Origin of the sequence: Streptomyces sp. NPDC051921 (genome assembly GCF_040680975.1) — a bacterium.
Lineage (GTDB): Bacteria > Actinomycetota > Actinomycetes > Streptomycetales > Streptomycetaceae > Streptomyces.
Genome location: NZ_JBFAXU010000032.1, coordinates 1 through 14,422, shown reverse-complemented (window position 1 = coordinate 14,422; position 14,422 = coordinate 1). Strand labels below are relative to the sequence as shown.

At 72.1% G+C, this 14,422-nt stretch carries 15 protein-coding genes and 1 pseudogene; 11 read left to right on the top strand and 5 right to left on the bottom strand.

Going from position 1 to position 14,422, the window contains the following annotated elements; genetic code table 11:
- Position 1 precedes the first annotated feature (1 nt).
- The 3 genes from pucD (at position 2) to AB0M16_RS32405 (ending at position 5,284) form a co-directional block, all read left to right on the top strand.
- Positions 2-2,401 carry a xanthine dehydrogenase subunit D gene (gene pucD / locus AB0M16_RS32415; protein ID WP_365349361.1) on the top strand — a complete coding sequence of 800 codons (2,400 nt, stop codon included), beginning with the start codon at positions 2-4 and terminating at the stop codon, positions 2,399-2,401.
- Positions 2,402-2,625: 224 nt separating this feature from the next.
- Positions 2,626-4,092 (top strand): NCS2 family permease, encoded by a 1,467-nt coding sequence (locus tag AB0M16_RS32410; protein ID WP_365349359.1) that lies wholly within the window; start codon positions 2,626-2,628, stop codon positions 4,090-4,092.
- A 55-nt stretch (positions 4,093-4,147) separates the two neighbouring features.
- On the top strand, positions 4,148-5,284 hold the full coding sequence (locus AB0M16_RS32405; protein ID WP_365349357.1) for an XdhC/CoxI family protein: 1,137 nt from the start codon (positions 4,148-4,150) through the stop codon (positions 5,282-5,284).
- A gap of 82 nt (positions 5,285-5,366) precedes the next feature.
- On the opposite strand, the gene AB0M16_RS32400 is transcribed toward AB0M16_RS32405, so the two are convergent.
- Positions 5,367-5,960 (bottom strand): MBL fold metallo-hydrolase, encoded by a 594-nt coding sequence (locus AB0M16_RS32400; RefSeq protein WP_365349355.1) that lies wholly within the window; start codon positions 5,958-5,960, stop codon positions 5,367-5,369.
- A 140-nt stretch (positions 5,961-6,100) separates the two neighbouring features.
- Between AB0M16_RS32400 and AB0M16_RS32395 the strand changes: the two genes are divergently transcribed.
- The gene (locus tag AB0M16_RS32395; protein WP_365349460.1) at positions 6,101-7,012 is read left to right on the top strand and encodes a helix-turn-helix domain-containing protein; all 912 of its coding nucleotides are present in this window, start codon (positions 6,101-6,103) and stop codon (positions 7,010-7,012) included.
- A gap of 16 nt (positions 7,013-7,028) precedes the next feature.
- On the opposite strand, the gene AB0M16_RS32390 is transcribed toward AB0M16_RS32395, so the two are convergent.
- Positions 7,029-7,634: a TetR/AcrR family transcriptional regulator gene (locus AB0M16_RS32390; RefSeq protein WP_365349353.1), complete on the bottom strand. Its 606-nt coding sequence runs from the start codon at positions 7,632-7,634 to the stop codon at positions 7,029-7,031.
- A 127-nt stretch (positions 7,635-7,761) separates the two neighbouring features.
- On the opposite strand from AB0M16_RS32390, the gene AB0M16_RS32385 reads away from it, so the two are divergent.
- The 7 genes and pseudogenes from AB0M16_RS32385 (at position 7,762) to AB0M16_RS32355 (ending at position 12,423) form a co-directional block, all read left to right on the top strand.
- On the top strand, positions 7,762-8,913 hold the full coding sequence (locus tag AB0M16_RS32385; protein ID WP_365349351.1) for an acyl-CoA dehydrogenase family protein: 1,152 nt from the start codon (positions 7,762-7,764) through the stop codon (positions 8,911-8,913).
- Positions 8,914-9,024: 111 nt separating this feature from the next.
- Positions 9,025-9,114, top strand: a pseudogene (locus AB0M16_RS32380) (nuclear transport factor 2 family protein); the annotation flags it as partial.
- 156 nt (positions 9,115-9,270) lie between these two features.
- Entirely contained in the window at positions 9,271-9,675 is a 405-nt protein-coding gene (locus AB0M16_RS32375) for a hypothetical protein (protein WP_365349349.1), read from the top strand.
- On the top strand, positions 9,662-10,324 hold the full coding sequence (locus tag AB0M16_RS32370) for a GNAT family N-acetyltransferase (RefSeq protein ID WP_365349347.1): 663 nt from the start codon (positions 9,662-9,664) through the stop codon (positions 10,322-10,324). The genes AB0M16_RS32375 and AB0M16_RS32370 overlap by 14 nt, the downstream gene beginning before the upstream one ends.
- 51 nt (positions 10,325-10,375) lie before the next feature.
- Complete coding sequence (locus AB0M16_RS32365) at positions 10,376-11,137, top strand: SDR family NAD(P)-dependent oxidoreductase (protein WP_365349345.1); 762 nt, start codon at positions 10,376-10,378, stop codon at positions 11,135-11,137.
- A gap of 57 nt (positions 11,138-11,194) precedes the next feature.
- Positions 11,195-11,899, top strand: a complete 705-nt coding sequence (locus tag AB0M16_RS32360; protein ID WP_365349343.1) for a TetR family transcriptional regulator — start codon at positions 11,195-11,197, stop codon at positions 11,897-11,899.
- Positions 11,900-12,027: 128 nt separating this feature from the next.
- Positions 12,028-12,423, top strand: a complete 396-nt coding sequence (locus AB0M16_RS32355) for a zinc ribbon domain-containing protein (RefSeq protein ID WP_365349341.1) — start codon at positions 12,028-12,030, stop codon at positions 12,421-12,423.
- 90 nt (positions 12,424-12,513) lie between these two features.
- Here the strand turns inward: AB0M16_RS32355 and AB0M16_RS32350 are convergent, their stop codons facing one another.
- From AB0M16_RS32350 to AB0M16_RS32340, 3 genes are all read right to left on the bottom strand, one after another.
- Positions 12,514-13,470: an electron transfer flavoprotein subunit alpha/FixB family protein gene (locus tag AB0M16_RS32350; RefSeq protein ID WP_365349339.1), complete on the bottom strand. Its 957-nt coding sequence runs from the start codon at positions 13,468-13,470 to the stop codon at positions 12,514-12,516.
- Between the two features lie 33 nt (positions 13,471-13,503).
- Positions 13,504-14,289 carry an electron transfer flavoprotein subunit beta/FixA family protein gene (locus AB0M16_RS32345; protein WP_365349337.1) on the bottom strand — a complete coding sequence of 262 codons (786 nt, stop codon included), beginning with the start codon at positions 14,287-14,289 and terminating at the stop codon, positions 13,504-13,506.
- A gap of 37 nt (positions 14,290-14,326) precedes the next feature.
- Positions 14,327-14,422: acyl-CoA dehydrogenase family protein (locus AB0M16_RS32340; protein ID WP_157849844.1), on the bottom strand; the 96-nt coding region annotated here is incomplete at its 5' end.

Here is a 14,422-nt window from a genome sequence, read left to right as displayed (position 1 = left end):
GATGGCGCAGAACACGCGGCCCGTACCGGCGGGCACGCCCACCGACGTCACCCAGAAGCACCACCGGGGCGGCATCGGCGAGTCCACCCTCCGACCGGACGGCACGCTGAAGGTCACCGGTGGGTTCGCCTACTCCTCGGACATGTGGCACGAGGACATGCTGTGGGGCCAGACCCTGCGCTCGACCGTCGCCCACGCCGAGATCGTCTCCGTCGACGTCGCCGAGGCGCTCGCGATGCCCGGCGTCCGCGCCGTGCTCACGTACGACGACCTGCCGACCGGGGTGCGGAACTACGGCCTGGAGATCCGGGACACCCCCGTCCTCGCCCACGGCAAGGTGCGGCACCACGGTGAGCCGGTCGCCCTCGTGGCCGCCGACCACCCGGAGACCGCCCGCCGCGCCGCCGCCAGGATCAGGATCGACTACCGGGAGCTCCCGGTCGTCACGGACGAGGCCTCGGCCACCGCTGCGGACGCGGTCCTCGTCCACGAGGACCGCGACGACGCCCACATCGCCCACGTCCCGCACCCCAACGTCGTGCACCGCCAGCCGATCGTCCGCGGCGACGTGGCGGCGGCCCGCGAGCGGGCTGACGTGATCGTCGAGGGCGACTACACCTTCGGCATGCAGGACCAGGCCTTCCTCGGCCCCGAGTCCGGCCTCGCCGTGCCGTCCGAGGACGGCGGTGTCGACCTCTACGTGGCCACCCAGTGGCTGCACTCCGACCTGCGCCAGATCGCCCCCGTCCTCGGCCTGCCCGAGGAGAAGGTCCGCATGACGCTGGCCGGCGTCGGCGGTGCCTTCGGCGGACGCGAGGACATCTCGATGCAGATCCACGCCTGCCTGCTCGCGCTGCGCACGGGCCGGCCGGTGAAGATGGTCTACAACCGCTTCGAGTCCTTCTTCGGTCACGTGCACCGCCACCCGGCGAAGCTCCACTACGAGCACGGCGCCACCAAGGACGGCAAGCTCACGCACATGAAGTGCCGGATCGTCCTGGACGGCGGCGCCTACGCCTCGGCCTCCCCGGCGGTCGTCGGCAACGCCGCCTCGCTCTCCGTCGGCCCGTACGCCGTCGACGACGTCGACATCGAGGCCCTCGCGCTCTACACGAACAACCCGCCCTGCGGCGCGATGCGCGGCTTCGGCGCGGTCCAGGCGTGCTTCGCGTACGAGGCGCAGATGGACAGGCTCGCGGCCGAGCTGGACATGGACCCGGTGGAGTTCCGCCGGCTGAACGCGATGGAGCGGGGCACGCTCATGCCGACCGGCCAGCCGGTCGACTCCCCGGCCCCGGTCGCCGAACTGCTGCGCCGGGTCAAGGCCCGCCCGCTGCCGCCCGAGCGCCAGTGGGAGACCACCGAGGGCGCCGACGTGCGCCAGCTGCCCGGCGGTCTGTCCAACACGACCCACGGTGAGGACGTCGTCCGCGGCATCGGCTACGCCGTCGGCATCAAGAACGTCGGCTTCTCCGAGGGCTTCGACGACTACTCCACCGCCCGGGTGCGCCTGGAGGTCATCGGCGGCGAGCCGGTGGCCGTCGTGCACACCGCGATGGCGGAGGTCGGGCAGGGCGGCGTCACCGTCCTCGCGCAGATCGCCCGCACGGAGCTCGGCGTCACCCAGGTGACCATCCACCCGGCCGACACCCAGGTCGGCTCCGCCGGTTCGACGTCCGCCTCCCGGCAGACGTACATGACCGGCGGCGCGGTGAAGAACACCTGCGAGGCCGTCCGCGCGAAGGCCCTGGAGACCGGCCGGCGCAAGTTCGGCTCGTACCACCCGGCGTGGGCGACGGCGGAGCTGCTCCTGGAGGGCGGCAAGGTCGTCACCGACGGCGGCGAGGTGCTCGCCGAGCTGGCGGACGTGCTGGAGGACGAGGCGATCGACCTGGAGCTGGAGTTCCGGCACCGGCCGACCGAGGCCTTCGACCAGCGCACCGGACAGGGCTTCGGCCACGTCCAGTACTCCTTCGCCGCGCACCGCGCGGTGGTGGAGGTGGACACCGGGCTCGGCCTGGTCAAGGTCGTCGAGCTGGCCTGCGCCCAGGACGTCGGCAAGGCGCTCAACCCGCTGTCCGCCATCGGCCAGATCCAGGGTGGTACCACCCAGGGCCTGGGCGTGGCGGTCATGGAGGAGATCGTCGTCGACCCGAGGACCGCGAAGGTGCGCAACCCCTCCTTCACGGACTACCTCATCCCCACGATCCTCGACACGCCGACCATCCCGGTCGACGTGCTCGAACTCGCCGACCCCCACGCGCCGTACGGCCTGCGGGGACTCGGCGAGGCCCCGACCCTGTCGTCCACCCCGGCCGTCCTCGCGGCGATCCGGGACGCGACGGGGCTGGAGCTCAGCAGGACGCCGGTCCGCCCCGAGCATCTGACCGGCACCTCGTAGGACCTCTCCGGACGGTGCGTGCCTCCCAGGAACGTCACACTTCCCCCCGCCCGCCCGTCCGGAGATCCCCGTCACGGGGAAACAGCACCACCGCAGTACCGCAGTACCGATTCACCCGTTCGTCTCGGGCCGTCCCCCGGGTCGTGCAGCCAACTGGAAATCCCAAATCCCGCAGTCCCCAGAGCTTGATGCGGGTGCCCCTTTGAACCTTGGGAGTAGGCCCCATGACCCAGTCGTCAGTAGAGCCCAAGACCACGGCGGAGGACGCGGGCAACGGCTCGCGCAATCCCGCCGGTAGGTCTTGGCTCGACCGGTACTTTCACATCTCGGAGAGAGGATCCACCGTCGCGACGGAGATCCGCGGCGGCGTCACCACCTTCATGGCGATGGCGTACATTCTCCTGCTCAACCCCCTGATCCTCTCCGGCAAGGACATCGACGGCAATGTCCTCAGCCAGCCCGCGCTGATCACCGCCACGGCGCTCTGCGCGGCCGCCACGACCCTCCTCATGGGCTTCTGGGGCAAGGTCCCGCTGGCCCTCGCCGCCGGCCTCAGCGTCTCCGGCGTGATGGCCTCCCAGGTCGTCCCGGTCATGACCTGGCCGCAGGCGATGGGCATGTCCGTGGCGTACGGTGCGGTGATCTGTCTCCTGGTCGTCACCGGCCTGCGTGAGATGATCATGAACGCGATACCCCTCGCGCTCAAGCACGCGATCACCATCGGCATCGGTCTCTTCATCGCGATCATCGGCTTCGTGAAGGCCGGCTTCGTGCACGAGAACCCCGCACCCGGCGGCGGTCCCGTCACGCTCGGCCCGGCCGGTGAGCTCGAAGGCTGGCCCGTACTGATCTTCGCGGTCACCCTTCTCCTGATCTTCGCCCTGCAGGCCCGCAACGTCCCCGGCGCCATCCTCATCGGCATCGTCGTCGGCACCCTCGTCGCGGTCGTCCTGAACGCGGTAGCGGACATCCCGGCCAAGGCCTGGTTCTCCGGCCCGCCGGAGCTGGACGGCAGCGCGGTCTCCGCACCGGACTTCTCCTTGATCGGAGACGTGTCCTTCAGCGGCTGGGGCGACGTCGGCTACATCACGATCACGATGATCGTCTTCACCCTGGTGCTGGCCGGCTTCTTCGACGCGATGGCGACCATCCTGGGCGTCGGCACCGAGGCCAAGCTCGCGGACGAGCAGGGCCGCATGCCGGGCCTGTCCAAGGCCCTGTTCATCGACGGTGCCGGCGGCATCCTCGGCGGCGCGGGCGGTGCCTCCGGTCAGACGGTCTTCGTCGAGTCCGCCACCGGCGTCGGCGAGGGCGCCCGTACGGGTCTGGCCTCCGTGGTCACCGGCGGCTTCTTCGCCCTGTGCCTCTTCTTCACGCCGCTCACCGCGATCGTGCCGCAGGAGGTCGCCGCCGCGGCCCTGGTCGTCATCGGCTCGATGATGATGCAGAACGCCAAGCACGTCGACTGGAGCGACCGCTCCGTGGCGATCCCGGTGTTCCTGACCGTGGTCCTGATGCCCTTCACGTACACCATCACCACCGGTGTCGCGGCGGGTGTGATCTCCTATGTGGTGATCAAGAGCGCGCAGGGCAAGGCGAGGGAGGTCGGCGGCTTCATGTGGGCGCTGACCGGAGTGTTCATCGTCTACTTCGCGATCCACCCCATCGAGAGCTGGGTGGGCGTCGGCTGACGGGCGTGAGCCCGGGGTGACGTCGTCCTCCGCACCCCTTCCCGAGGAGACCGAGATGCTGGACATCGCCGACGAGCTGCACCGGTGGGTCGAGCAGGGACGCGAGTTCGCCGTCGCCACGGTCGTGGCCGTCGGCGGCAGCGCACCCCGTCAACCGGGCGCCGCGCTCGCCGTCGACAGCGACGGCACGGCGGTCGGCTCGGTCTCCGGAGGCTGTGTGGAGGGCGCCGTCTACGAGCTGTGCCAACAGGCTCTCGAGGACGGCCGGACCGTCCTGGAGAGCTTCGGCTACAGCGACGAGGACGCCTTCGCGGTCGGCCTGACCTGCGGGGGCGTCATCGACATCCTCGTCACTCCGGTCCGCGGCGGGGTCTACCCCGCGGCCCTGGCCGCCGCCGTCTCCGGTGAGGCGGTGGCCCTGGCCCGTGTCGCGGCCGGCCCCGAGGATCTCGTGGGCCGGTCGATCCTGGTCCGCCCGGACGGCTCGTACGAGGGCGGGCTCGGCGGCCACCCCGACCTCGACCACACCGCCGCCGGCGAGGCGCGGGCCATGCTCGACGCGGGCGGTACCGGCACCGTGGAGATAGGCGAGGAAGGCAGCCGCTGCGGACAGCCGCTCACCCTCCTCGTGGAGTCCTCCGTCCCCGCCCCGCGCATGATCGTCTTCGGTGCCGTCGACTTCGCCTCCGCCCTGGTCCGGGTCGGCAAGTTCCTCGGCTACCGCGTCACGGTGTGCGACGCCCGCCCGGTCTTCGCCACGAAGGTCCGCTTCCCCGACGCCGACGAGATCGTCGTCGAATGGCCCGACCGCTACCTGGAGGCGACGGAGGTCGACGACCGGACGGTGCTCTGCGTCCTCACGCACGACGCCAAGTTCGACGTCCCCCTGCTCCGGGCCGCCCTCAAGCTTCCCGTCGCCTACATCGGCGCGATGGGCTCCCGCCGTACCCACGAGGACCGCAACAGGCGCCTGCGCGAGGCCGGCGTGAGCGAACTCGAACTCGCGCGGCTGCGCTCCCCGATCGGCCTCGACCTCGGCGGCCGTACGCCCGAGGAGACCGCGCTGTCCATCGGCGCGGAGATCGTCGCCAACCGCCGCGGCGGCAGCGGCGCCTCCCTGACCGGCGCGCACACCCCGATCCACCACGACGGCCCCGTCGAACCGGCCGGCCGACTCGGTTCCGTGGCCTGACCGGCCCGCGCTCGCCTCTCCCCGGGGAAGAGGTCACAGCGCCGCCACGGACACGCCGAGCGCCCTCGTCCGGCCGGCACGCCTAGAGCGGGGTGCCGTCGCCGGCCTCGAACGGGGCGCCGTGGCCGGGCACGATCAGGTCCGCGGCGGCCAGCACCCGCAGCCGTGAGGCGCGCAGGGCCTCGCGGTCCGGGGCGACCGGGTCGTCCGCCGGGCCCTCGGCGTGCCACCAGAGGTCACCGGCGAAGGCCACCACGCCCTCGTCCGTGCCGGCGAGCAGCGTGATGTCCTCGGGGCTGTGGCCCGGGGTGCGGATCAGGCGCAGCGACGCTGTGAGTTCGTAGCCCTCGGCGTCCCGGTTCCGCCACTGGTCGCCCTGGTACTCCACCTTGTGGTCGTGCACCCGGGCGGTGGGGAAGAGGCCCACGTTCATGGTGTTGTCCGGGTGGTGGTGGCTGAGGACCACGTCGGTGACGTCCTCGGGGCCGAGGCCCTGCTCGGCGAGCGGGGCGAGGATGTGGTCGGGGCTCGCCACCATGCCGGGGTCGAAGATCACGTGCCGTCCGGCGTCGGAGACGTAGGAGACGGTGGCGGCCACACCGGGGCCGGTCGAACCCACGTAGCCGGTGGTCAGGACCTTGTACACGGCGCTGCGGCCGAGCGGTGCGTCTGTCATGCCCTCAATCCTGCTGGCCGCAGAGGCCGTTCACGAGTGGCACTGGTGCCGACGATCGCAGGATTCGTGCCATCGTGTGGAACACTGCGACCGTGCCGCCCTTCCGGACCGTCGCCGCGTACGCCCCACCGGGCGTCGGCATGCTCGCCGTCGGTGTCGTGGCCGAGGCCTTCGGTCCCCACGGGCCGGCGCTGCCCGGCTTCGACTTCGCCCTGTGCGCCGAGGTGCCCGGCGCGGTGCCCACCGACTGCGGGGTGCCGCTGTCCCTCACGCACGGTCTCGACCGGCTCGCGGAGGCCGACCTGGTCATGGTCCTGCCCGGGGCGGGGTTCCGGACCCCGCCCGGCCCGGCCGTGGTCGACGCGCTGCGGGCGGCGCACGAGCGCGGTGCGGTGCTCGCGGCCCACTGCGTCGGCACCTTCGCGCTCGCGGCCGCCGGGCTGCTCGACGGCCGGCGGGCGACCACCCACTGGCGGTTCGCCGAACTCCTCGCCGAGCGGCACCCGTCGGTCAGCGTGGAGGCCGACGCCCTCTACATCGACGAGGGAGACGTCGTCACGGGCGCGGGTGCCGCGGCCGGCTTCGACCTGTGCCTGCACCTGCTGCGGCGCGAGTACGGCGCGGCGCGGGCCAACGGCGTCTCCCGGGACATGGTGCTGCCCGCCCACCGCGACGGGGGACAGGCGCAGTACCTGGCCGCGCCCGTCCCCGCCGACGGCCAGGACGAACGGCTCGCCGAGGTCCTCGGCTGGGCCCGCGCGCACCTGCACGAGCCGTTGCCCGTCGCGGAACTCGCGCGCCGCGCCATGATGAGCCGGCGCACCTTCGCCCGCCGCTTCACCGCCGCGACCGGTACGACCCCGCACGCCTGGCTGCGCGAGCTGCGCCTGAGCAGGGCCGAGGAACTCCTGGAGACCAGCGACCTCCCGGTCGAGGAGATCGCCCACCGGGTCGGCTACGCGAGCGCGGCCGTGCTGCGCGAGCAGTTCGTCCGGCGCCGCGGCGTACCGCCCCGTTCCTACCGGCGGGCCTTCTCCGCCGCGCCCGGCTAGCCGACGCCGGAGCGCTTCAGCCCTTGCGGAGGCCGTGCAGCAGCAGCTCCGAGAGCTGCTCGTACGCCGCCGCGTCGGGCAGCCCGGTCGCGGCGGCGACCTGGCGCCGCTGGATGCGGACCATGACCGAGGCGATCACGTCCGCCGCGAAGGTCACGTGGACCTCGCGGAAGACGCCTGCCGTCACGCCCTCCTCGATGAGCTGCTGCACCCGCCCGGCGGCGGCCCGGGTGTTGCGTTCGTAGACCTCGGCGGCCGGCTCGAAGGCCGCCACGTCGTCGAAGAACTGCGGGGAGACCGGGGCGAGTTCGGCGGAGACGGCCCGCAGGTAGGCGGCCAGGCGCTCGGCGGGGCCGGTCGCCGCGGCGAGCACCGCCTCGACGCGGCCGGTGGCACGCCGGAAGAAGTGCACCACGGCCGCCCGGACCAGCTGCTCCTTGCTGCCCGCGAGGCCGTAGAGGGTCCGCTTGGAGCAGTGCAGCCGGGCGGCGAGATCGTCGAGGGTCAGCCGGGCGAAGCCCTCGCCGACCAGAAGTGCCACCAGGTCCTCGAAGAGCTCGGAGCGCCGGGCGGCGCCCCGGCCGGTGAGCTTGGGGGCGCCGACGGCGGAGGTCTCGATCACCCGAACAGTATGCCGGTCGACCCGTTCGGGGGGTTACGCGGACCTCCTTCTGCGCTACGCTAACCGGTACTGCCGTACCCCTCGCAGTACCGTTTCACAGCACCGTACGCGTCGTGATGGAGTCGCCATGGATGTCGACCGCCTGCTTCCCACCCCCGAGGCAGCGGACCTCATCGCCCTCGCGCGGGAGATCGCCGACAAGGAGCTCGCCCCCCGCGCCGACGAGCACGAGGCCGCCGAGAGCTACCCGGAAGGCCTGTTCGCGACCCTCGGCAAGGCCGGTCTGCTCGGTCTCGCGTACCCCGAGGAGTTCGGCGGCGGAGGCCAGCCCTACGAGGTGTACCTCCAGGTCCTCGAAGAGCTCGCCGCCCGCTGGGCCGCCGTCGCCGTGGCCACCAGCGTCCACACCCTCGCCTGCCACCCGCTCCATTCCTTCGGCACCGCCGAGCAGAAGGAGCGCTGGCTGCCCGAGATGCTCGAGGGCAAGCTCATCGGCGGCTACAGCCTCTCCGAGCCGCAGGCCGGCTCCGACGCCGCCGCCCTGGCCTGCAAGGCCGAGCGCACGGACGACGGCGCCTACCGCGTCACCGGCAACAAGGCCTGGATCACCCACGGCGGCAAGGCCGGCTTCTACGCCCTCTTCGCCCGCACCGCGCCCGGCAGCCACGGCATCTCCTGCTTCCTCGCCCCGGGCGCCACCGAGGGGCTGAGCTTCGGCAAGCCGGAGCGCAAGATGGGCCTCCAGGCCGTCCCCACCACCTCCGCCCACTGGGACGGCGCCCTGATCGGGGCCGACCGGCGCATCGGCGACGAGGGCCAGGGCCTGCAGATCGCCTTCAGTGCCCTCGACTCCGGCCGCCTCGGCATCGCCGCCTGCGCGACCGGCCTGGCCCAGGCCGCGCTGAGCGCCGCCGTCGCCTACGCCAACGAGCGCACCACCTTCGGCCGGAAGATCATCGACCACCAGGGCCTCGGCTTCCTGCTCGCCGACATGGCCGCCGCCGTCGACGCGGCGCGCGCCACCTACCTGGACGCGGCCCGCCGCCGCGACCTCGGCCGGCCCTTCAGCCGCCAGGCCAGCGCGGCCAAGCTCATCGCCACCGACACCGCCATGAAGGTCACCACGGACGCCGTGCAGGTGCTCGGCGGCTACGGCTACACCCGCGAGTTCCCGGTCGAGCGTTACATGCGCGAGGCCAAGATCATGCAGATCTTCGAGGGCACCAACCAGATCCAGCGCCTGGTCATCAGCCGCCAGCTGACGGCGACGGCGAAGTAGCGGCACCCGCGCGTGCGCGAGGGTCCCCGGTCGAACGTCGGCCTGGCGCCCCTCCGTTGCGGGACGCGGACCGGCCGGCGGGCCGGGTGATCGTCCGTGCCGGCCGGGTCCGGCGCCGACACGTTCACCGACGTCTTCCTGCTGGTCCGCGTCGGCGGGGGCCGGCGCATCGCCAACAAGGCGTACCACCGCCACTCGTGAGGTGATCTTGCGTGTGTGACCGGACCCCGCCCCGCCCCGCTCACGCGCTCGCTCGGGTCCGATCGCAGGTCAGCGGGCTCCGGTTGCCCGGGCCTGCCTGCGGGCGTACTCCGGAAGAGGGGAGACCGATCCGTCACGTGGGGAGAGGAGTCCATCATGCTCGGCGACCTGATCGGCGAGGAACGGGGCGAGACCACCGGAATCCGGGTGCTGTCCACCGACGGCGGCCACCCCGTCATGGAGGCGTCCTTCCAGGCGACCGGCACCCTTCTGGGCACCGGGGTGAAGGACATGGGCACGTACGAATCGGTGGTGCGTGCCGACGGCACCCTCTTCGGAGAGGGCCAGGGCGTGATCATGACCGAGGGCGGCGACACGATCACCTGGCACGGTTCCGGCGTCGGCAGCCTTGACGAGGGCGGCTCGGTGCACTGGCGCGGCAGCCTCTTCTTCGAGACCGCCGCCGCCGAGTTCAGCCGGCTCAACGCCATAGCCGGAGTGTTCGAGTTCGAGGTCGAAGCGAGCGGAAAGGCCACAGCGAAGGTCTATGAGTGGAAGTAGCGCCAAGGGCGTCAGGGAGGCCTCCGCGCCGCCGATCGTCTACCGGTCGGCGGCGCCCGCCGACCGGGAGGGCGTCGAGGCGATCGACGACTCCTTCACGACGGACCGGATCTACGAGGTCGTCGCGGACGGCGGAGGATTCGCCCTGCGGGAGCGGGACGTCGAGCCGCCGCTCCTGAAGGTCTTCCCCGCGGAGGACGAGGAGGACGAGGACGGGGAGGACGAGGACGGGGAGGACGAGGACGGGGAGGAGGGGGCGGACGGGGCGGACGCCGTCCCGGGCGGGGCCGGGGAGCGCTCCGGCCGGCCGCGCGTCGAGGTCGCCGTCTCCGGGGACGCGGTCTGCGGCTTCGTCGAGTACGGCGTCGAGGAGTGGCACAGCCGCCTCGTCGTCCACCGGATCGCCGTGGCGCCCGCCCACCGCGGCCGCGGCATCGGCGCCGAGCTCATGGAGCGGGCCTGCGCGCACGGGCGCCGGGCCGGGGCGCGGACCGCCTGGCTCGAGGTGACGAACGTGAACGCGCCCGCCGTCCGCGCCTACCGGCGGATGGGCTTCGAGCTGTGCGGGCTCGACACCACCTTCTACCGGGGCACGGCGAGCGAAGGAGAGACGGCCCTGTTCATGAGCAGGGAGCTCGACAACCGGTAGACCGGTGGCAGCAGACAGTCGGTCGAAGACAAATCTCGTACGAGGAGTTTCATGGACATCGCAGGTTCCGCCGCGCTGGTCACCGGTGCCGCCTCCGGGCTCGGCGCCGCCACCGCCGCCGCGCTCGCCGCCAGGGGGGCGACCGTCTACGGTCTGGACCTCGACAAGGCCGTCGCGGGGGCCGGGGCCCCCGCGGACGGGGTCACCCTGATCGGCGCCGACGTCACCGACGAGGAGCAGGTCGGGGCCGCGCTCGCGCGGATCGAGGAGGACGGCGCCGAGCTGCGGCTCGCCGTCAACTGCGCCGGGATCGCGCCCTCCGCGCGCGTGCTCGGCCGCAAGGGGCCGCACGACCTGGCCCTGTTCCGCGCCGTGCTGGACGTCAACCTGGTCGGCACCTTCAACGTGATGCGGCTCGCCGCGGAGGTCATCGCGAAGCAGGAGGCCGATGCCCACGGCCAGCGCGGGCTCGTCGTCAACACCGCGTCCATCGCCGCCTTCGAGGGGCAGGTCGGCCAGATCGCGTACGCCGCCTCGAAGGCCGGCGTCGCCGGGATGACGGTCACCGCCGCCCGTGACCTCGCGCAGTACGGCATCCGGGTCGTCACCGTCGCGCCCGGCATCGTCGACACCCCGATGATGGCCGGCTTCAGCGACGAGATCCGGGCCGGGCTCGCCGCGAGCGTCACCTTCCCGCAGCGGCTCGCCCGCCCCGAGGAGTACGCCCGCCTCGTCACGATGATCGCCGAGCACGACTACCTCAACGGTGAGACCATCCGGATGGACGGCGCCCTGCGCATGGCGGCCCGCTGACCACGGGCATGGCACCAAGTGCCGCCGCGTGAGGGATCCGAGTGCTAAGTTCGGGGGATGAGCAGCCACCCCGCCAAGCCCTCGATGCGTGACTCCCTCGTCGCGGCGGCCTTCCAGCTCTTCCTGGAGCGCGGCTACGAGCAGACGACGATCGACGACATCGTCCGCACGGCCGGGGTCGGCCGGAGGTCCTTCTTCCGGTACTTCCCGTCCAAGGAGGACGTGGTCTTCCCCGACCACGAGCAGAGCCTCGCCGACATGACCGAGTTCCTCGCCGCGAGCCAGGACACCGACGACCCGCTGGTCCGGGTCTGCGAGGCCACCCGGCTCGTCATGCGGATGTACGCCGAGAACCCCACCTTCTCCGTCCAGCGTTACCGCCTCACGCGCGAGGTCACCGGCCTGCGGACCTATGAGCTCTCCGTCGTCTGGCGGTACGAGAAGACCCTCGGCGACTATCTGCGCACCCGGTTCGCCGACCGCCGTGACGGCACCCTGCGGGCCAACGTCGTCGCGGCCTCCGTCGTCGCCGCGCACAACCATGCCCTGCGCCACTGGCTGCGCTCCGGCGGCGAGGGGGACCCGCTGGCGGAGGTCGACCGGGCCCTGGAGTTCGTCCGGGAGAACTGGAGCCCCGAGAGCGGCGCGGCCGGCTCGGCGGGGGAGCAGGAGACCGACGACGTGGTCGTGGTCATCGCCAAGCGGTCCACCCCGATGTGGCGCGTGGTGCGCGAGGTGGAGGCGAGCCTCGGGGACGTCTGAGTGCCTGCAGGGACACAGAGGGATCTCAGTATCGTCAATTGAGGGAACTCAGGTCTTTCTTTGCTGGCACTGAGTGCCATATGTTTGCTCCATGCACGGTTGAGCCGCCGAGTGCAAGGAGAAGCATCGTGTTCCACACCGGATCCACGGGCCTGCGGAACGGGACCGCCGTCCTGGCCGACGAGTCGGCCGCCGAGCCCGAGCTCTACTTCCAGCGCTGCCGCTGGTGCCAGACCACCACCTTCCAGCGCCTGCTCTGCCCGACCTGCGGGTCGACGGACCTCAACCCCGAACTGAGCGCCGGCGAGGGCGTGATATCCGTACGCCGGGCCTTCACGGCGGCCCAGGCCGACCTCTGGCCGGTGCACATGGCCGAGGGGTTCGTGGTGCGCTGCCGGGTCGACGGTCCGCCGCACGCGGTGCGCCCCGGGGTCCGGGTCCGGCTGGCCCAGGACGGTTCCGGGCCGGGCCGCAGGCCGGTCGTCCGGCTGTGCGAGGAGGTCGCGCTCGACGGCTGGTTCTGAGCGTGCCCGGGGGCGACGACAGAGGCGACGACAGAGGCGACGAAAAGGGCGGGTGGCACAGAGTGCCACCCGCCCTTTCTCGCGTGAGGGTCAGCGGGTGCCGATCTCGTCCGTCAGCTGCGGCAGCACCTCGAAGAGGTCGCCGACCACGCCGTAGTCGACCAGGTCGAAGATCGGGGCCTCCGGGTCCTTGTTGACCGCCACGATCGTCTTCGAGGTCTGCATGCCCGCCCGGTGCTGGATCGCGCCGGAGATGCCCGCCGCGATGTACAGCTGCGGCGAGACCTGCTTGCCGGTCTGGCCCACCTGGTTGGAGTGCGGGTACCAGCCCGCGTCCACCGCGGCGCGTGAGGCGCCGACGGCCGCGCCGAGCGAGTCGGCCAGCTTCTCGACGACCTCGAAGCCCTCGGCCGCGCCGACACCGCGGCCGCCCGAGACCACGATCGCCGACTCGGTCAGCTCCGGACGGCCGGTGGAGACCCGCGGGGTGCGCGAGACGACCTTGGCGGCGTTGCCGGTGAAGGCCACGGTGACGTTCTCGACCGCGCCCGCGGCCGGAGCCGCCTCCGGGGCCGCCGAGTTCGGCTTGACGGTGATGACCGGCACGCCGTGCGAGACGGTCGACTTCGTCTGGTACGAGGCGGCGAACACCGACTGGGTGGCGACCGGGCCGTTCTCGCCGGCCTCCAGTTCCACCGCGTCCGTGATCAGACCGGAGCCCAGGCGCAGCGCCACGCGCGCCGCGACCTCCTTGCCCTCGCCCGAGGAGGTCACCAGGACGGCGGCGACGCCCTTGTCCTTGGCGATCTGGGTGAGCGCGTCGACCTTGGGCACGACGAGCTGCTCGGCGAACTCGGCGCCGTCGGCGACGTACACGGTCGCCGCGCCGTACTCGCCGGCCGTCGCGGCGATCGAGGCCGCGGCCTCGCCGGCGCCGAGGACGACCGCCGTCGGCTCGCCGATCCGGCGGGCCAGCGTGAGCAGTTCGAGGGCCGGCTTGCGGACCGCACCGTCGGCGTGGTCCACGAGAACCAGGATCTCAGCCATGATTCCTTGCTCCTGAGGGATGGTGACGGTGGGTCAGATGAACTTCTGGGCGGACAGGAACGCGGCCAGCTGCTTGCCGCCGTCGCCCTCGTCCGTGACGATCGTGCCCTGCGTACGGGCCGGGCGCGCCGTGGCCGACTCGACCAGGGTCCAGGAGCCGCCGAGGCCGACCTCGTCGGCGTCGATGCCGAGGTCGTCCAGGTCCAGCTCCTCGACCGGCTTCTTCTTGGCGGCCATGATCCCCTTGAAGGAGGGGTAGCGGGCCTCGCCCGACTGGTCCGTGACCGACACGACGGCCGGCAGCGGGGCCTCCAGCTGCTCGCTGGCGGCGTCGCCGTCGCGGCGGCCCTTGACCACGCCGTCCTCGACCGACACCTCGGAGAGCAGCGTCACCTGGGGCAGGTCGAGACGCTCGGCGAGCAGCGCCGGCAGCACGCCCATGGTGCCGTCCGTCGAGGCCATGCCGCAGACGACCAGGTCGAAACCGGTCTTCTCCAGGGCCTTGGCGAGGATCGCCGAGGTGCCCATGACGTCGGTGCCGTGGATGTCCTCGTCATTGACGTGCACGGCCTTGTCGGCGCCCATCGACAGCGCCTTGCGCAGAGCGTCCTTGGCGTCGTCCGGACCCACCGTGATCACGGTGACCTCGGCGTCGTCCGCCTCCTCGGAGATGCGCAGCGCCTGCTCGACGGCGTACTCGTCGAGCTCCGAGAGCAGCCCGTCGACGTCGTCGCGGTCGACGGTCAGGTCATCGGCGAATCCGCGGTCGCCGGTGGCGTCGGGAACGTACTTCACACAGACAGCGATCTTCAGGGTCACGGCCTGTCTCCTTCCAAGAGGCGCGAGTGGCAGACGATTACGGGAGGTTGCGGGCCATGACGATGCGCTGGACCTGGTTGGTGCCCTCGTAGATCTGGGTGATCTTGGCGTCGCGCATCATGCGCTCGACGGG